At 47.3% G+C, this 19162-nt stretch carries 15 protein-coding genes; 8 read left to right on the plus strand and 7 right to left on the minus strand.

Features of this window, described 5'->3' with window-relative positions; all coding sequences use genetic code 11:
- Nucleotides 1-16: 16 nt before the first annotated feature.
- The 4 genes from BUR42_RS08520 to BUR42_RS08535 form a co-directional block, all read right to left on the minus strand.
- Complete coding sequence (locus tag BUR42_RS08520) at nucleotides 17-3367, minus strand: TonB-dependent receptor (RefSeq protein ID WP_074238821.1); 3351 nt, start codon at nucleotides 3365-3367, stop codon at nucleotides 17-19.
- A gap of 117 nt (nucleotides 3368-3484) precedes the next feature.
- On the minus strand, nucleotides 3485-4399 hold the full coding sequence (locus tag BUR42_RS08525; protein WP_074238822.1) for a FecR family protein: 915 nt from the start codon (nucleotides 4397-4399) through the stop codon (nucleotides 3485-3487).
- A 90-nt stretch (nucleotides 4400-4489) separates the two neighbouring features.
- Nucleotides 4490-4990, minus strand: coding sequence for an RNA polymerase sigma factor (locus tag BUR42_RS08530; RefSeq protein WP_074238823.1), 501 nt, complete (start codon nucleotides 4988-4990; stop codon nucleotides 4490-4492).
- A 106-nt stretch (nucleotides 4991-5096) separates the two neighbouring features.
- Nucleotides 5097-6821 carry a cellulase family glycosylhydrolase gene (locus BUR42_RS08535; RefSeq protein ID WP_074238824.1) on the minus strand — a complete coding sequence of 575 codons (1725 nt, stop codon included), beginning with the start codon at nucleotides 6819-6821 and terminating at the stop codon, nucleotides 5097-5099.
- A 190-nt stretch (nucleotides 6822-7011) separates the two neighbouring features.
- Here BUR42_RS08535 and BUR42_RS08540 point away from each other — a divergent pair, with 190 nt between their 5' ends.
- Genes BUR42_RS08540 through BUR42_RS08575 form a run of 8 tightly spaced genes read left to right on the plus strand, consistent with a single transcriptional unit; the run spans nucleotide 7012 to nucleotide 16157 of the window.
- Nucleotides 7012-8259: an efflux RND transporter periplasmic adaptor subunit gene (locus BUR42_RS08540; RefSeq protein WP_074238825.1), complete on the plus strand. Its 1248-nt coding sequence runs from the start codon at nucleotides 7012-7014 to the stop codon at nucleotides 8257-8259.
- A 5-nt stretch (nucleotides 8260-8264) separates the two neighbouring features.
- Nucleotides 8265-9713 carry a TolC family protein gene (locus BUR42_RS08545; protein ID WP_234979626.1) on the plus strand — a complete coding sequence of 483 codons (1449 nt, stop codon included), beginning with the start codon at nucleotides 8265-8267 and terminating at the stop codon, nucleotides 9711-9713.
- 11 nt (nucleotides 9714-9724) lie between these two features.
- Complete coding sequence (locus tag BUR42_RS08550; protein ID WP_074238827.1) at nucleotides 9725-10390, plus strand: ABC transporter ATP-binding protein; 666 nt, start codon at nucleotides 9725-9727, stop codon at nucleotides 10388-10390.
- 17 nt (nucleotides 10391-10407) lie between these two features.
- Nucleotides 10408-11649: an ABC transporter permease gene (locus BUR42_RS08555; RefSeq protein WP_074238828.1), complete on the plus strand. Its 1242-nt coding sequence runs from the start codon at nucleotides 10408-10410 to the stop codon at nucleotides 11647-11649.
- Nucleotides 11650-11663: 14 nt separating this feature from the next.
- Nucleotides 11664-12842: an ABC transporter permease gene (locus tag BUR42_RS08560; protein ID WP_074238829.1), complete on the plus strand. Its 1179-nt coding sequence runs from the start codon at nucleotides 11664-11666 to the stop codon at nucleotides 12840-12842.
- A gap of 22 nt (nucleotides 12843-12864) precedes the next feature.
- Nucleotides 12865-14238, plus strand: a complete 1374-nt coding sequence (locus BUR42_RS08565; RefSeq protein WP_074238830.1) for a sigma-54-dependent transcriptional regulator — start codon at nucleotides 12865-12867, stop codon at nucleotides 14236-14238.
- Complete coding sequence (locus BUR42_RS08570; RefSeq protein WP_074238831.1) at nucleotides 14222-15496, plus strand: sensor histidine kinase; 1275 nt, start codon at nucleotides 14222-14224, stop codon at nucleotides 15494-15496. Before BUR42_RS08565 ends, BUR42_RS08570 begins: the two co-directional genes overlap by 17 nt.
- Before the next feature lie 46 nt (nucleotides 15497-15542).
- On the plus strand, nucleotides 15543-16157 hold the full coding sequence (locus BUR42_RS08575; protein ID WP_074238832.1) for a hypothetical protein: 615 nt from the start codon (nucleotides 15543-15545) through the stop codon (nucleotides 16155-16157).
- 33 nt (nucleotides 16158-16190) lie between these two features.
- On the opposite strand, the gene BUR42_RS08580 is transcribed toward BUR42_RS08575, so the two are convergent.
- The 3 genes from BUR42_RS08580 to BUR42_RS08590 form a co-directional block, all read right to left on the minus strand.
- Nucleotides 16191-16358, minus strand: a complete 168-nt coding sequence (locus tag BUR42_RS08580) for a phosphatidate cytidylyltransferase (protein WP_074238833.1) — start codon at nucleotides 16356-16358, stop codon at nucleotides 16191-16193.
- An 80-nt stretch (nucleotides 16359-16438) separates the two neighbouring features.
- Nucleotides 16439-18052: a hypothetical protein gene (locus BUR42_RS08585; protein WP_143197389.1), complete on the minus strand. Its 1614-nt coding sequence runs from the start codon at nucleotides 18050-18052 to the stop codon at nucleotides 16439-16441.
- 95 nt (nucleotides 18053-18147) lie between these two features.
- Entirely contained in the window at nucleotides 18148-19137 is a 990-nt protein-coding gene (locus tag BUR42_RS08590; protein ID WP_074238835.1) for a terpene synthase family protein, read from the minus strand.
- Nucleotides 19138-19162 lie beyond the last annotated feature (25 nt).

The following is a 19162-nucleotide window of genomic DNA, read 5'->3' on the forward strand; positions in this document are numbered from 1 at the left end:
GCTCAGTTTGATCATCTTAAAAAGTAGCATTGAAACCCACATTCAATACACGTAACTGCGGATAGAAGAATCCTTTTCCACTGGGTGCTTCCGGATCAAAACTTCCGTCTCCCATCCTGTCCCAGGTGATCAGGTTAATACCGTTGGCAAATAAACGCAGGCCATCCAGCCCTTTTTGTTTGCTCAGGCGCACATTGCGGAATGTATAACCGATCTCTGCATTTTTGAAGCGGATATAAGAAGCATCTTTCATGAAGAAGGAAGAACCTTCCTGGTGATTGTTGGTATTAAGGCCATTATGTAAAACCGGGTAAGTAGCAGTAGCGGCAGTTGCCGGCGTCCACCTGCCCAGGTGCTGTTTCATTACGGAAGCACCGTTATAGAATTCCCAGGCTGCTTCATGGCTGAAGTTTACATTGTAATTACCTGCACCCTGGAAGAGTACACTTACGTCGAAGTTCTTCCAGTTTATACCAACAGAAACGCCATACAGGAACTCAGGAACCGTTGTTCTGCCAATAGGGCCTTTATCGTTGGCATCTATTACACCATCTCCGTTAAGGTCTTTGTAGCGGATATCTCCGGGGATAACATTGCCGAATTGTTTAGGACTGTTCTGAATTTCTTCTTTGCTCTGAAAGAAACCGATGGCAGTATAACCATAGAGTTGCCTGAGGGACTGACCTGTTCTGCGGAGATAGGCGTATGGATAACTTACTTCATCCATGTACAGGATCTTGTTACGGGAAAAAGAACCGTTGGCACGTACAAAGTAATTCACCTTGCCTATTTTGTTACGGTGGGAAAGTTCCAATTCAAAACCACGGTTCACCACTTCTCCCAAATTCGCGGGAGGCAGTTTTTCTGAAGGCACACCGATCATACCCGGTACAGTACCACGTGTAACAAGTATGTCGTTACGGCTTTCGCGGAACAGGTCTGCCTGCACATACAACAGGTCTCCCCAGAATTTTGCTTCTATCCCAACATTGAGCTTGCGTGCTTTTTCCCAGGTAATATCCACGTTAGCCATGGCACCTTCCAGTTTACCACCAATACCGGTGAGCGGATCGCCGAATGAATACCCGGTACCATTTCCATATTCTGATATGAACAACCAGCGGCGTGTGGATACAATGTTGCCATTGGCATCTTTCAGTTCCAGCTGATCATTACCTGTTAAACCATAAGATGCACGCACCTTCAGGAAATTAAGTACAGGATTCTGTTTGAGGAATTTCTCTTCGGAGATCACCCAACCAGCAGATACTGCGGGGAAGAAACCATACCGCTGCTTTTCGGAAAAGTTATCCGTTCCGTTGTAGCCGGCATTCAGCTCTGCGAAATACCTGTTCTTATAATTATAGGTGAGGCGGGACACAATACCCTGGGACACATAAGGGATCTGCCCTCCCAGAACACGTTGCTGGCGGTTGGCCAGAACAAGCCCTGATACAGTGTGTTGCCCGAAGCTGCGTTCATAGTTCACACTAAGGTCCAGCCATGTGCTGCGGATCTGGTCGTAGGAAGAAGATGGTGCCCCCAGTGGCACATCCGTACCACTGTAGATATAGCTGTTAGGGTCCATGTAATCTCCGCTTCCGATGTACTGCCCTGTTCTTACCGACCTGGTACGTACTAAGTTATTCTTGAAATAACCATCAAAGGAATAGTTGCCTTTTACATAAAGCCCTTTGGTGATCGCATCAAACCTCCGTGTAGCCGTGAGCATACCGGAAAGGGAAGAGTTAAAGCTTTGTGTAAAACCGGAGGTGTTCACCAATGCAAAGGGGTTCCCCCGTGTGCTGCCACCATACAAACCGTTGGGGTATTTAATGGGATAAGCGTTAGGCGGTGTTTTTTCCAGGTAGGTGAAGATGGCAGATGTTGCTTCGTTTGGGCCCGTTTTGTTTTCAATGGAACCAAAAAGGCTTAAACCTATTGAAAAGTCTTTATCAAAATCGATATCTATGTTAGAGCGGAAGTTATAACGTTTGTACTTCTGGTTAGGATCGTACTGATCGTTCTTCTCTGCCTTATACAAACCGTTCTGCTGCACATACCCAACATTCACAAAGTATTTCACCATTTGTGAACCGCCGTTGATGCTCATATCCGCGCGGGTCATATTGGAAGGTTTCAGCATTTCGTTCAGCCAGTCCACATTCGGATATTTATAAGGATCTGAACCGGTGCGGTAAGCTTCCAGTGCTTCTTCCGAATAAGGAATGAGGATGCCCGCGGGGTTATCGTTCTTATAGGCTTCGTTGGCCAGTTTGGCGAAGTTGTAGCTGTCCAGGTATTCCGGCAGGCGCGTAGGTGTTTGAACAGATGTTTGCACACCTGCGCTGATGCGTGGTTTACCAGCTTCTCCCCTGCGGGTTTTGATGATGATCACGCCATTCGCTCCCTTTACACCATACAGTGCAGTGGCAGAAGCATCTTTGAGGATGGTGATGCTTTCCACTTCGTTTGGGTCCAGCAGGGCAATAGCGCTGTTCTCTTTCTGCACACCGTCTATAGTGATCAGCGGTGCCGTGCTGTTGGAAGTAGCCATACCACGGATGTATAATTCCGGCACATCCACTCCGGGTTCACCTGAACGCTGCACCGCGATCAGGCCCGGCAGCCTTCCCACCAGTGCATTGGCAATGTTGGCTACAGGGCTTTGTTTGATGTCTTTAGTCGTAATGGAAGCAATGGCACCTGTTTGTGCAATCTTTGCCTGCTTCTGGCCAAAACCCAGTACCACCACTTCACTCAATGCACCGGCATTTTGTTTGAGCGGGATGCGCAAAGTGCTGTTCAGACCTACGGCCACCTCTTCCCTTCCATAACCCATATAGGCTATGATCAGTGTGTCCTGCGCATCCGCAGGGATAGAAAAAGTGCCTTGCGGATCGGTGCTGACCCCACGGCTGGTATGTTTTACCATAATGGTCACACCCGGCAGGCTTTCTCCCGTTTCTGCATCTTTCACCGTACCGGTGATAGTCCTTTGCTGTGCAGGTGTTGCGGCAGAAGGAGCAGATGGGGAAATGATAATGTACGCTTTACTTTCAGAAAAAGTAAGTGTAGTGTTTTTGAACAATGCACGTAATACATCCTGTAAAGATGCATTCGTGAACTTAGCGGCAGCATTGCGGAAAGGTGCTACATCTGCCTGTGTAAAGGCAAAAGACACCTTGGATTGCTGCTGTAATTGCTGAAGGGACTTACTTAAAGGCTGCGCCTCAAACGTGATCGTAACTTTGGTCTGCAGGCGGCTTTGTGCTAAAGCCGGGATCGTAAAGCCTGTGAGCAGGACAATAAAGAACAATAACCTGCCTAACCTGGAACATTGCCGTTCAGGTAGATTTTTTTTCATAAATTTGACTCAGTTTAAGTAGTAAAACACTATGTACACATCCATGGTTAGCAGGCCGGAATCCTGCCCCATGAAATCTTTAGAGAGCGCTCCGCATTTGATGGAGCGTTCTTTTTTTTATTTAATTATATAAGTATTTGCATCTTTCTTTTCATACGTGATCCCATTCAGTAAGCTTAATACCTGTATCACTTCTTCCACGGATGTTTCCCTTTTTAGCTGGATATTATACCGTTGCCTGCGCACCTTGCTGCTGGCCGTTTCCAGGTGGATGCCATAAAACAGTTCCAGTGCTGTTCCCAATTCTTCATAATTGGTATCTGTTAATTGCAGGGAAGATTCTTTCCAGATACCTGCCAGCCATTCCGGCTGATCTTTCCTTTCCACTTTTCCATCTTCTGCTACCAGCATTTGCCTGCCGGGCGTAAGCGCACCCAGTTCATGCCCCTGGTAACGGATGCCTACTTTACCTGTAGCAACGGTGATGATCACCTTTTGCGCCATATGTACACTAAAGGAGGTACCCAGTACTTTTGTTTCCACACCATTACTGTTCACCAGGAAAGGGTGTGAAGCATCCTGCTGTATATCAAAGAAAGCCTCTCCTTCCAGTAAGGTAACGGAGCGGGTTGTTTTGCCAAAGCTCAGGCTATCGTATTGCAAACGGGAATTTTGCTTCAGCCAGATCTCACTTTTATCAGGCAGGATGAATTTGCCCGCAGTAAGTGTGATCATAGAAGCAGAAGTGCTTGTGCGTTGAGACAGGAAGAACCAGCTACCTGCAACAAGTACCAATACTGCGGCAGCGGCGGAGAGCCAGGTGCGCAGATGGCGGGTACGCCGTACAGGGATATTGGCAAGAATGGATTGTTCCATGGCAGCCGGCATGGGATGTGCAGGTTCCTCCTGCCAGGCTTCTGCCATGTATTGTTCCACAGCATCCGGGTGTTCGGCCAGCCAGGCTTTCACCTGTTCAGCTTCTGCTGCTGTGCATTCATTTTTGATAAATTTCTCCAGTAGATTTGTATTCATCACTAGTATTCACGTACAAAGTGCCGGATACCGGTAAAAGAAATTTGTACTTAACAATCAGGTAACATTAGTGTTTGAAAGAACACAGGTTTAACGCCCTAATTCTTTTCGGAGGAAACGAAGGGAAAGCACGATCTGCTTCTCTACAGTGGCGGGGGAAATACCGAGTTGTTCGGCTACGGTCTTATGAGACAGCCCTTGCTCCTTCACCAGTTTGAAGATATGTTTCCTTTTGGCGGGCAGCTGTGCAATACCTGTTTCCAGTTGCTGCAGGCATTCTTTGTATTCCAGGTGATCCTGTTCAGGAGCGCCCAGGGTTTCTTCTTCCGCGGTCAGCGGAGCCTGGCGGCCTGCTGTTTTCCGCCAATGGTCTATAACCAGGTTGCGGGCGTAGGTAAATAATAAGGGAGCGATATCTTCCTCTTCATGCACTTTGGCAATATTCTGCCAGAGGCGCAGGTAACAGTTCTGAATAATATCCTGGGTATCCGTTTCATTGCGCACCAGTTTCCATACAAAATGGTGCATCCTGTCTTTGGTAGACTGGAATAGACGGTTGAATTTGTCCTCATTTATACGGCTGTTGTCCATTATAATGCAAAGGAAGTCATATAATATTACAACAATGTTAAGAATTAAGAAAGTTTGCTTTTTAAATCCGGGCTGACCGGTTCACCTGGTCAGCCCGGATCACTTATTATTTAGAGAACTGTAACTCCTTCAGGTTAAACCCACCTGTTCCTGCCAGCACACGCAGTTTATGTTTTCCTTTGGAAAGTGTAATACTTCCGGCATCAAGGGCCTGCCATTTCCCTGCAGGAACGGCCAGCTCATTGCCGGCTTTTTTGCCATCCAGCAGCAGGGTAATTTTGCCATTGGCATTTTCTGCGGACACCAGCAGCTTTAATTTATAAGTACCTTTCTGCGTTACGTCAATAGTGTACTGCAGCCACTCTCCTGTTTCTATATCAGATACATAATAGCTATCGTCCTTACCGATATCAACGCCGTCGTTACGGTAACCTCTGCCTTTGTTGCCTGCTGTGTTCTTCTTAGGATCTGATACCCGGTAATTAGCCGTATCCAGGTCGTAATAAGCCTCTCCGTTAATACCCAGATCGTATCCCACGGCTGGTATTACGGCATTGCCGTTCACCAGGTTGGCATCAAATGGTTTGGTTTCCCTGCTGAAGGGCTGGCGTATCATGGCATCGATCACATCTTTATGATAGATGTTCTTATCAAAGCGGGTGCTGTTAGCCAGTTCCATCAGGCCACGGTAAGCCTGCTCTGCTGAGGGTTTTGGCTTCTTCGGATCGTTCCAGTGATCTAATACTGCCTGGTAATCTGCATTCATGGGTACTTCCAGCGGGTTATTGGAACCCAGCTTCTTCAATGGCCACCAGGCCCAGCCGATGTTATGCGTTTCCAGCAAACGGATAGCTTCCGTGAACCATACATTAGAGTTCTCTCCTGTTTCTCCCAACCATACCGGCACCTGGTATTGCTCCCGGAAACGCAGGATATGTGCAATGGATTGTTCGTTGTTGTAGTTCCAGTATTTGTGGAAGCTCAGTACCATGTTCTTATCCCATGGTGGCAGAATGCCATTGTAATTATTACCCCAGCCATTACCTTCAATGATAATGATGTGTTGCTGATCTACTTCACGGATGGCCTTCGTGATGTCTACCATTAACTTTTTCAGCAGCACATTGCTTTTTTCCTTTAAGCCATTCTTATCGCTCTGCGGATCTTCAAAACCCCAGTTAGGTTCATTCAGTACATCATAAGCACCAATCCATGGCTCGTTTTTATAACGTTCTGCCAGTTTGCGCCAGAGCGCAATGGTTTTCTGCTGGTGTGCTTCATTTTCCCAGAGGGAAGGTTTGGAACCATCCCGGTCTGAGATGTTCAGGTCGTTCCCCTGCCCGCCGGGTGCGGCATGGAGGTCCAGGATCAGGTACATCTGGTTGGCTTTGCACCAGGCCAGCAAACTGTCTGTAATAGCAAAACCTTTTTCCAGCCAGGTTTGCCGGCCGGCTACCGGTTCCTTATCTACCGGTAAAGTGTAGAGGTTGAAATGCATAGGCAGGCGTACGGAGTTGAAGCCCCAGGCTTTCATGGCATCAATGTCTGCCTTCGTGGTATGGTTCTTTAACCAGGCATCATAGAACTCCTGTGTTCTTTCAGGGCCTACCAGTTCCTCTGCCCTTGCCCGGATCCGGTGTTGTTGTGCTTCCCTGTAGACCCGCAGCATATAACCTTCCTGGAGCATCCAGCCACCGAGACCTATGCCCCGGAGCAAAACGTTCTCCCCTTTGGCGTTCACGATCTTTGTGCCCGCTGTTTTCAGGAAACCCTGCGCATAACCAATACTGGTGGAAAATAGAATAGCCAGGAATAAAAAGACTGTTTTCATGTTAAGACGGTGGAATTTTAGGGATTTGAATAAGGGATCAAAATAGGAAATTAATTTTTCCCATTACCGGAAAAGTTGTCCGATATCGAACAACTTTTTCAAAACACCATGCGCTAATAGGCTGATAATCTGGTAACTAGGTTTGGCATTCCTATTGAAACAAGAACGGTCTAAACATCAGCTTATACCAATGGACAAAACCATAGAAGCAGAAGTAAAACAAAAAAGGAAGAAGCAATACCTGCTCATCGGCATCCTGTGCATCGCAGTACTGGTGGTAGCGCTCTTCCTCATGCGCAGCTTCTTTTCCACTACCATCAAACGTTCTGCCATTACTACCGCTGTTGTAGAGATGGGCAATATTGAGAATACCATCAATGCCACGGGAGAGATCAGGCCTGAATTTGAAGAAGTGATCACCAGCCCCGTCAGCGCTTCTATCCAGGAGATCATCCTCGATGCCGGCAGTAAGGTCACTACCGGGCAATCTATCCTTAAGCTGGATAAAACAGCTATCCAGGTGGAATATGAAAAGGGAAAGTTCCAGCTGGAATCCAAACAGAACGATATCCGCAAACTAAAACTGGAACTGGATAAGAGTTACTTCGATCTCAGGTCCAATAATAACATCAAACAATTACGTATCAACAGCCTTACCGCAGATGTAGAGAACAGCAAACGTTTATACAAAGCAGGTGGCGGCACAAGGGAAGATGTGGAAAAAGCAGAGCTGAACCTGAAGGTGGCACAGCTGGAAAAGGAGCAACTGGAAAATGAGATCAAAAGCAAACAGCAAACCATGCAGGTGGAAATAAGGGAATCAGAGATAGCCGCCGCCATCCAGCAAAATGAACTGAAGGAACTGATGCGCAAGGTATCACTGGCCAGTATCCAAAGTACACGTGGCGGTGTTGTCACCTGGGTGAACAAGAACATCGGCGCCGCTATCCGTGAAGGAGAAGCATTGGCCAGGATCGCAGATCTCAGCAGTTTTAAAGTGACCGGCACTATTTCAGATGCCCAGCTGAACAATCTGCATAACGGCATGCCTGCCATTATCCGGATCAACGAAGCAGAAGTCCGGGGCAGTGTTACCAATATCTATCCCGCCGTGGAAAATGGCATTGTTACATTCGATATCCAGTTGAATGAAAGGAATAACAAACTGCTCCGCCCCAATCTGAAAGTGGAAGTATTCCTCGTTACCGCCACAGGCAATAATGTAATGCGGGTATCAAACGGGCCCGCTTTCAGCGGGCTGGAAAGCCAGGACATCTTTGTTGTCCGGAATGGAAAAGCAGAACGAAGGAAAGTACAGGTAGGCATGATCAATTTCGATTATGTGGAATTGAAGGATAATGTAAAACCAGGAGATGTGGTGATCACCTCGGACATGAGCGGGTTCAAACATGCAAAGGAAATAACGATCAATAATTAATGATGATGAAAACAGGATTGATCTTTATACTCCTCGCATTTACCCGCACTGCGTACAGCCAGGATACCCTCCGCCTCAGTCTCGCAGAGGCAGTGAGCATGGCTAAAGCCAGCTCTATTGCCTCCAAACAGGCCGTTACGGTGAAAGAAACCCGTTATTGGGAATGGCGTACCTATAAGTCCAATTACCAGCCGCAGCTGGCTTTAAACGGTAATTTACCGGGGTACCAGAAAACCTTCAACCAGGTGCAGCAACCCAACGGCACTGTGGAGTTCCAGCCGGTGCATAATAACAATTCATCACTGAACCTCGCTTTCAGCCAGAGTATCACGCCTACCGGCGGAAAAATATACGGCGCTACGGAACTGCAGCGGTTTGATGATTTTGACAGGAAGAACACTTTGTACAATGCCATTCCTTATACCATCGGGTACCAGCAGCCGCTGTTCCAGTTCAATAAACTGAAGTGGGATAAACGGATAGAACCCCTGAAGTTCTCGGAAAGCAAACAGAACTATATTTCGGCCATGGAACAGATAGCCGTTACCGTGAGCGGGTACTTTTTTGACCTGCTGCTGGCACAGGTGAACTTCCAGATTGCGGAAACCAACCTGCAGAACACTTTACAGATCCAAAAGATAGCAGACGAGAAATTCAACCTGGGCAAGATCTCCAAGAACGAAATACTTCAATTGCAACTGGAACATCTCAAATCACAAAAGGCCGTGGGCAAGGCAAGAAGGGATATGGAAATAGCAATGCTGAACCTCCGCTCTTACATCGGCCTGCAGGAAAAAGGAAAAATAGAGCTGGTACTCCCTCCTTCCGCCATCAATATGGAAGTAACAGCTGAGAAAGTACTGGCGGAGGCTTATGTGAATAATGCCAACGCCATTGCTTTCATCCGGAAAGTGATAGAAGCCAAAAGAGATGTGGCACAGGCCAAAGGAGATAACGGGCTGAATGCTACCTTAACCGCCAACCTGGGTTTTGCGAACAGGGCCAGTACTATCCCTAAGGTGTATACGGCGCCACAGAACCAGCAACTGGTATCACTGGAATTTGCTATTCCTATCTTAGACTGGGGAAGGTCAAAGTCCAGGACCAAAACAGCAGAGGCCAACCTGCGGTTTACAGAATATGCGGTGGAGCAGGATAAACAAAGTTTTGCGCAGGCTGTTACTACCCAGGTGACCCTCTTTGATATGATGAAGGACCAGGTGGCCCTGAGTGCGCATGCAGACAGTATTGCCTCTGAGAAATACCAGATAGCCCAGACCCGCTATGTACTGGGCAACCTGAGTATCACAGACCTGAGTATTGCCTTCCAGGAAAAAGACCAGGCAAAAAGGGATTACGTAGTGGCCCTGCGGGATTTCTGGGGCGCCTATTATGAACTGCGCTATTTATCGCTATACGATTTTGAAAAGAACGAAAAGATCCATTATAATTAAAAAAACGCATTATGATCCGCTTACAGAATATTGAAAAAGTTTACCGTACAGATACGGTGGAAACACAGGCGCTGAACAGCATCAGCCTCAACATTGCCAGGGGTGAGTTCCTCTCCATCATGGGCCCTTCCGGCTGCGGCAAAAGTACCCTGCTGAACATCATGGGCTTACTGGATGAACCTACCCGCGGGGAGATCAGCATCTCAGAGAACAGCACTAATCATTTATCAGATAAACAACTGGCACAGTTCAGGAACAAAAAGATCGGTTTCATCTTCCAAAGTTATCACCTGATCAACGACCTGCGTGTGCTGGATAATGTGGAACTCCCCCTGCTCTACCGCAAAACCACCGCTAAAGAAAGAAAGGACATGGCGATTGCCGCATTGGAGAAAGTAGGCCTCGGCCATCGCACCAAACACTTCCCTACACAACTTTCCGGCGGGCAGAAACAAAGGGTGGCCATTGCGCGTGCCATTGTAGGGCGCCCGGAGATCATCCTGGCAGATGAACCTACCGGCAACCTGGATAGTGCCATGGGTAATGAAGTGATGGACATCCTCATCCACCTGAATAAAACTGAAGGTACCACCATCGTAATGGTAACGCACGATGAAAACATGGCCAGGAAAACGCACCGGCTCGTAAGGCTTTTCGACGGTACACAGGTTCAATAAAATTTAACATCGCCCTTATGCTAATTAATTATTTCAAAATAGCCATTGCGGTACTGAAGAGAAGAAAGTTCTTTACTTTCATCAGTCTCTTCGGCATCAGCCTGACGCTCACTATCATCATTGTGCTTACGGCTTTCATGGATAACCTGGTCAGCCCCTCCCATCCTGATATGAAAAGGGAGCGCTCCCTGTATGTGAACTTACTGCGGCTGGAACATACAAAACGCCATAGCGCCATGACCGGCCCTGTAAGTTTCTATTTCCTGGACCATTATGTGCGCAGTATGAAAAGACCTGAGAAAGTAGCTATCTTCTCTGTTTTCGGAGCTACTAATGCCTACGTCAACAATAAAAAGCTGGTCATCAATTTAAAACATACCAACGATGCTTACTGGGAAGTGGAAGAATATAAATTCCTGGAAGGGAAACCTTATACCGCGCAACAGATAGCCAATGCAGACAAGGTGGCTGTGATCTCCGAAGCAACAAAACTGGCCTACTTCGGCGATGTGCCGAACGTAGTGGGGAAATACATAGAAACAGACAATGTAAAATACAGGGTAAGCGGCGTGGTGAAAGATGTGCCGATCACTTCGTTCTACTCTTACGGCGATATGTATACACCCTATACCACATCAAAGGATGACTATAAGAACACGGGGTTTAATGGCATGTATATGGGCATTCTGCTGGCCCCCTCAAAGGCAGAAGTTCCTGCTATGCAAAAAGAATATGAACAGCTGATCAAAAGGCTGCCCATGAACGACAGTATGGAATACAATAAGATCACGGGATATGCAGACCGTTACCTGGCCAGTTTCACCCATGTGATGCTGGGTGATGAATCCAGTACAGGTGTTACTAAATTATTACTGATGCTTGGCGCCGCGGCTTTCCTCTTTATGCTGCTGCCAACTATCAACCTGGTTAATATCAACAGCAGCCGCATCATGGAGCGCTCTTCAGAAATAGCGGTCAGAAAAGCTTTCGGTGCATCGTCCGGTACACTGGCCATCCAGTTCATTGTAGAGAACCTGATCCTTACGCTGCTCGGCGGGATCATTGGAATAGCCTTATCTGCGTTGATACTATGGATATTCAACAACAGCCAGGTGATCCCTGCGGTTGAACTGCACATCAATATTACTGTACTGGCAGCAAGCCTTCTTGCCTGCCTCATCTTTGGCCTGTTATCCGGGGTATATCCGGCCTGGCGCATGTCCAGGTTGCAGGTAGTTACAGCCCTGAAATCTAACTAATTAAAAATCCTTTTATGATCAGGCATCTCTTTAAACTGATATGGAATAAAAAGAAACAGAACTTCCTGCTGATAATGGAAATGCTGGTTTCGTTCATGGTGATGTTTGCCGTGTTCTCCCTGCTGGTATTCTACTACACCAACTATAAACGCCCGATGGGTTTTGTTTATGAAGATGTATGGGCACTGACCTTTAATAATAACCGGCTGGATGTAAAAGCCCCGGATTCCATTGCCATGTATTATGAGAATATAAAAAGAAGAATAGCATCCTTCCCGGAAGTGCGATCAGTAAGCTATGTAAGCGGCAACAGTCCTTTTTCAGCCAACACCACCAACAGTAATATTGAAGTGAACAAAGCCACATTCAGTGCCCATATTTACCGTGTGGACGATGATTATGCAAAGACCCTGCAGGTGACCCTGTTAGCCGGGCGCTGGTTCTCAAAGCTGGATGATGCCGGTAAAGAAAAGCCCATTATACTTAACAGAAAAATGAAAGAACTTGCTTATGGCGATAAAGATGCCATAGGGCAGCGGTTCAGAGCCGATGATAAGGATGTGGTGGTGATCGGTGTTGTGGAAACCCTGAAAGATAAAGGAGATTACAATAAAGCAGAAGCAGGTTATTACATGCGTGCCGGCAGAAGTTCCGAATACTGGCCGAACAGGTTGCTGATCTCCCTGCAGCCCGGCACCTCTCCCGTTTTTGAGAGCAAGATCAATAAAGCAATGGCCGGTATAATGCCGGAAGCGAATATCGAGATTGAACAATTAACCAAGAAACGGGTAACCAAGAACAACCTCACGCTCATTCCCATGCTCATGCTGCTGATAGTAGCCGGCTTCCTGATCGTGAACGTAGCCCTGGGATTATTTGGGGTACTCTGGTATAACATCAGCAGGCGCAAGGCTGAAATAGGTCTTAGAAGGGCCATCGGGGCAACCGGCGGCAACATCGTATCACAGATCGTGAGTGAAACACTGGTATTATCCACGTTCTCCCTCATCATCGGATCTTTCTTCGCTATTCAGTTCCCTTTGCTCAATGTATTTGACCTTCCCTCCGGTGTATACATCAGCGCATTGGTACTGGCCATCCTCTTTATTTACGTGCTGGTGATCATCTGTGCTATTTACCCGGGCAAACAGGCTTCCAATATTTTACCGGCCGTAGCGCTTCATGAAGATTAATTAATGCTATTTTTACGACACTATGATATTGATCATTGACGATGATATAGCGGTGAGGACTTCCCTCTTACTGATCCTGCAGCAGGAAGGCTATAAAGCCGCCGGAGCAGGTACGCCGGAGGAAGCACTGGAAATGATAAAGCGCAGCAAACCCTCCCTGATCCTGCTGGACCTGAATTTTTCACTGGGCACTTCAGGTAAGGAAGGGATGGCCTTGCTGCAGGAGATCAAACAATATGATACATCCATTCCCGTGATCCTGATCACCGGCTGGGGCAGTATTGAACTGGCCGTGCAGGGCATGAAGCTGGGGGCGAATGATTTCATCAATAAACCCTGGGACAACGAAAACCTCCTTCAATCCGTAAAAACACTCCTGGACCTCCAGGATAAAAAAGCCGGCCATCATACCCGGAAACAACTGGATACCTTATACGATTTCAGTCATATTGTGGGAGAAGATCCTGCCATGCTGCAAATACTGGAAACCATCGGCAGGGTTGCCGGTACAGATGCTTCCATACTCATCATGGGCGAAAGCGGTACCGGTAAGGAACTGATCGCAGAAGCGGTTCACCAGAACAGCCTGCGCAGGAACAAACCCTTCATCAAAGTGAACCTGGGTGGTATTTCCACCACGCTCTTTGAAAGTGAAATGTTCGGGCATGTACGCGGCGCCTTTACGGATGCGCGTTACGACCGTACCGGCCGTTTTGAAATGGCCCATAAAGGCACCATCTTCCTGGATGAAATAGGCGACCTCGATCCCGGCAGCCAGGTAAAGTTGCTGCGGGTGCTGCAGGACAGGACCTACGAAGTACTGGGCAGCAGCCGCACCAAAACAGTGGATGTACGGGTGGTTTGCGCTACCAATAAAAGCCTCAGGGACATGGTGGCAGCAGGGAATTTCCGGGAAGACCTCCTTTACCGGATCAACCTGATCACCATACAGCTCCCGGCATTAAGGGAACGGCCCAAAGATATTCCCCTGCTGGTAAAAAGCTTTATCCGTAACCTCCGCGAGATCTATAACCGCCCCAACCTGCAGGTTACACCGGAAGCCATGAAGTGGTTACAGCAATTACCTTTGCCCGGTAATATCCGGCAATTAAAGAACCTCGTGGAAAGAGCCATCCTGGTGAGCAGAGCAGACCTCCTGCAGGTGGATGATTTCCGTTCCCAGCTGGAATTGTCTCCCGTTAAAAGCGGCAACCTGCAATTACCGGGTGTAGGCGCTATCACGCTGGAAGAGCTGGAAGTGGAGATGATCAAAAAAGCCATGTTATTCCATCATAACAGGATCTCCAAAGCAGCCGCATCTCTTGGCCTTACCCGCAGCGCGCTGTACAGGCGGCTGGAGAAATACAACATTCCATACGATGAAACTTCGGACTAAATACATCCTGTTTGTTGTGATCCTGCACCTGCTCGCGCTGGTGCTGAGCTATTTTATATTCCGGGAGAACAAGGTACTCTTCATTGCCTCCGAAATATTTATCCTGCTCTCCATTTGGATAGCCTGGAGTTTGTACCGGCAACTGCTGCAACCCCTGAGAACATTGATGGAAGGAGTAGATGTGATCAAAGAAAAAGATTTCACCGTAAAGTTCCCGCTTACCGGCAGGTATGAAATGGACGAGCTGATCAAGGTGTTCAATCAAATGATGGAGCAGTTAAAAACAGAAAGGGTAAGGCAGGAACAACAGCACTTTTTCCTGGAGAAACTGATCCACACCTCTCCCACCGGCATTATTATACTCAACTATGACGATGAGGTGCAGCAGATCAATCCAAAGGCCATGCAATTGCTGGGTATTGAACATACGGCGCAGGCGCTCTCCCATCCTATCTTTCAGCAGGTATTACAATTGCGCTCGGGAGAAAGCCGTACTATTTCCCTTACCGGTATTGCCACCTACAAACTGCAGAAATCGCATTTCATTGACCGCGGTTTTCCACGGCACTTTGTAATGATAGAAGAATTAACGGTGGAAATACTGGCAGCAGAAAAGAAAGTATATGAGAAAGTGATCCGTATGATGGCACATGAAGTGAACAATACCATCGGTCCTGTAAACTCCATCATTCAATCCACCTTAAAAGTACATCCTTTGTGGACGGCCCCGGAACACCAGGTATTGCGGGATGCCCTGGAAGTAGCCATAGACCGTAACCAGAACCTCAATGTATTCATGCGCAATTTTGCGGAACTGGTGAAGCTGCCGGAGCCGGATAAAAAACGGATAGACCTGCATCAGCTGCTCCTCGCCGTTACCCGCTTAATGCAGATGAAAGCGGCAGAGCGGGATACGCAGCTGGTACTGGCTCTGAAACCCGGCACCTTTATGATCATGGCAGATGAACAGCAACTGGAACAGGCCCTGATCAACATCGTTAAAAATAGTATTGAATCCATAGCGAACACAGGCACCATCACCCTTAGCACCCGGGAGCAGCAACTGATCATTTCCGATACCGGCAAGGGCATAGCTCCTGCAGATGCAGAACATATCTTTTCTCCTTTTTACAGCACCAAAAGAGATGGCCAGGGTATCGGGCTTACCCTGGTGAGGGAGATCCTCATGAACCATGGATGGGAGTTCTCTTTACGCACCATTGGGGAAAGAGATACACAATTTCAGATCAGGTTCTAGATTTTAAATGCTACATTGCAGCATTAATTACACAAACCCGGTACTTATGAACGTCCGCAAATTGCTTTTTATCGCGGTACTCTTTGCCTCCTGTACAAAAGAAGAAAGCCTCGAAATAACAGATAACTCCGGCGCCGTTAATGCAGATAAGCTGAAAGGAACTTATGTTTTTATAAACATGCAGGCGCACACCAGTGGTACAATAGAAGTAACAGATGGAACAGATGTAGAGAAAATGGTGTCTGTCAGCGATTATATCACCAAAGATAATGTGGGCAGTGTAGTGATCGATGCAACTAAATTTACTGCCATAGGCATGGGATATAGTGTGGATACTACGGTGAAAGGGTATTATTATGTGAACGGTGTGCTGGACGATACAATGGAGTCTGACTTTCAGTTCTCTACGCCTCCGCTCAGCAGCGTAGCCCCTTACAGGCTGGCAGGTACTGATTCCCTGTATTTTACTGGTGGTATTATCAACGCTCCTTCGGGAGGAGGTGGGGTAGCTACCCCGGAATCAAAAGCCCGGTTTGCATTTTCAGGAGATACCCTGATACTGTACCAGGGCTACTACAATAAAGCAACTACTACACAGGCAGGTGTAAGGATCACCCAAACGGATGTGGCAACGATCATCACCAGGCTGAAAAAGAAATAATTAAAAAGGCGGACCGTTAAGGCCCGCCTTTTTTTATTCTTTACCGCGCCCGCGGGTAAAAAGAAAAATGATCAATCCCGCCACTGCGGCAACAGCCAGTATCCCTACCCATACCCCTGCTTTAAAGATACCGCCTACTATCTCGCAGCTGCTTAGCGAAACCGCGAGGATTGCTAATAAGAAATATGCATAGTTTTTCATGCTATTACGTTTTAATTCAACAATAGCAGAACATATTTCATGCCGCTTTAAGCAGGTGATATTGGGTATTATTCTCTACACTAAGGCTCCATCCACACCAGCCGGACACCTTTCCTGTTACCTTCCACAGAGAGCTTCAGGGTTACATACACGTTCTTCTCCTGGTCGTAATCAGATACGGCAAATAATACCAGGTTATGATCGCGGTCCTTCTCCGGTTTACCGAACAGGAATTCCCTTGGCGGCAAGGTATTATTTCCTTCCAGTGTATAATAGAAACCATCACATTCACTCACACCTTTGATGTTAGTTAATTTACCTTTCAGGGCACGTTTTTCGTTTTCTTCCACATCATTGAACAACACGTAGATCTTATCTTTCCCATTTACGTAGGCAAATGATTTGAACTGATCTCCTGCAGCTAACCTGGCTGCGGTACCTTCCCGGTGTGCGTGATAGAAGGTACGGGGATCCATTTGCATCAGGAAATGTTCTTTAGGAATGAAGTAGCAGTTGATCTCTTTGCCTTTCAGGTCAAATGTAGATACCGCTATATGTTTCAGTTCTGTATTGCTTGATGCGTATCCACCGCCGACGGCAGTAGAATACTGGCGGGTAATGATCTCCAGCTCTTCATACACCACGGAAAAAGTACCGTCAGGATTGATAAAGAAGTTCTGTGGTTTTCCTTCAAACTCGTTCCTTCTGCCAAACAGCTCCTGGCTTTTTTCATTGGCCTTATGCGGATATACGGCGTTTACGGCATCCACCTTTTTCCGGGCAGGATCAATGAGTACAAGGCTGGTGAAATATTTCGCATTCCGTTTATCGGATTCTGCCACAAATGCCAGCATGATCAGCTGCTTTGTAATGGGATTATACTTCACCACTCCCCTGTCTATTTCCAGGTTGCGTGCAAATTCCAGTTCATACAATCCTACTTCGCCTGCTCCTTTTTTCAATTCGGCCAATACCAATGTATTCTCGTCTCCCCCGCTGGTACGGGTATTATAAGCGTAGGCCAGTATATCTACCGTTTGGGCATCTATAATAGCCATGTCTATGTACTTCATGTACTTGTACTTATCTTCCGGAGACTTGTAATACGCGCGGCTTAACTCGTTATGGTCCGGGCCGAACATGATCACTTCTATCCGTTTATTCCTGTCTGATTCAAACGAATTGAATAAGGCTACGGCGTAGTTATCTGTCAGCGGGTCTTTCTTCACATAAAAAGAAGGCGGGGGCACCTTTCCGAAAGCCATGGCATAACCATGTTTCATACTCAGGGGTAATAATTCTGCAATGGTTTCCTCCTTCTTTAAAGTACCGCTAACCCCATCTACGATCAGGCGGTATAACACCGGCGTTTTATTGTCCATTTCACTGATCAGGAACACGGCGTTGCCATTTGATTCAAAGATGGCCTCTATCTGCCCGCTTTTCAGTTTCCCGAACTTAGGCCCCAGGTGCCGTGCTGTTTTCTGTTTGTGTTTGGCATCGTAGATCTTGATGTCCAGGCCGCTTTTTAAAGAGATCACCACAAACATCGTATTCCCGTTCTTCAGTTGCAGGATGCGGGCAAAGCCATCTTCCGGCTCCACAAAAACAGGGCCTTCTGCAATCGTTTTGAATTGGGCAAAAGTGATCGCATGGCAGAGGGTTAACCCCAAAAAGAAGAGCATTTTTTTCATACGTACAGGGCTAATTTTGTTTAAGATCAGGGCCAAATGTAGGCATTATTTCAGAAAAGCCGTCCCGATGCGTCGGAACGGCTTTTGAATAATGCCTATACTGTTTCAGTCAGGCGGTCAGTGATCGTGTAATGCTCTACGCAATTGAACTCGTACCGTGCGGTATCTTCAAAGCTCCAGTCCATATTCCCCCGCAGGATCATAGCGAGGTCGTATGCATACTTCCGGGCACCTGCGGGAAAGTCTTCCAGAGAGTTGTAGTGTTCATAGAACTCGCGCATTTCTTCGTTGTGCAGCAATACCGTTTCGTGAATGGCATCATCCAGCTCCAGGTGCTTTTCCTGCTGGATCACCATCACGAGGTTATGCGTGTCTCCATGTGCAATTTCCTTACTTAAGGAAAACAGATCATTTGCCCAGCAGCCCAGGTGACCGCAGAGATCGTTCAGGCGTTGCAGTGTGGGATGGTCTTTTACGGAAGCGGGCAGCGTAATGTCTTCTGCAAAGTAAATAAGGCGGCCCGCAATGTGGGCACCTCCAATAATGGGGCGTCTTTCAATGTACTCGGAAATGCTGGGGGTCTTCCAGCTGTTCGCATTTTTGTTCTGCCATTCAATGGCATTGAACAAGAGCAGGATGTCCTGCACAAATTCCCTTTGAAATGCGGCGCTGCTGCAGGCTTTCATGCGCTGCCATACATCAGATAACGCGGCCAGCACATTGCCGCCGTTTTCCATGGTGAAGCGTTTATCCTCTGTGAGTACGCCGAGGAAATTCTTCATCAGCATCTTCAATGCAGCGGGGTCCTGCGCCACCGCATCCTGGTGATCAAAGAGATCGTCCAGCAGGAATAACAATACCAACAGGTCGTTGGTGATACAAAGTCGCTCATGTGAGGCTGTGGGATAGAACCTGCAGGTCATGTACCCGAAGTTGGATGCTTTTAATTCGTTGAACATGGCACCGGGATACAGCTGGAATGTTTCACACCATTGGAGGGTGTGGTTTTCTACAGACTGCACATAAGGACTAATACTTGGCTGAAAAGGGCAGAAAAGCTCCTGTTTTTTGGTAATGGTGAACATAAACACATGATTTAATGATTGAAAA

Source organism: Chitinophaga niabensis (assembly GCF_900129465.1).
Taxonomy (GTDB): Bacteria; Bacteroidota; Bacteroidia; order Chitinophagales; family Chitinophagaceae; genus Chitinophaga; species Chitinophaga niabensis.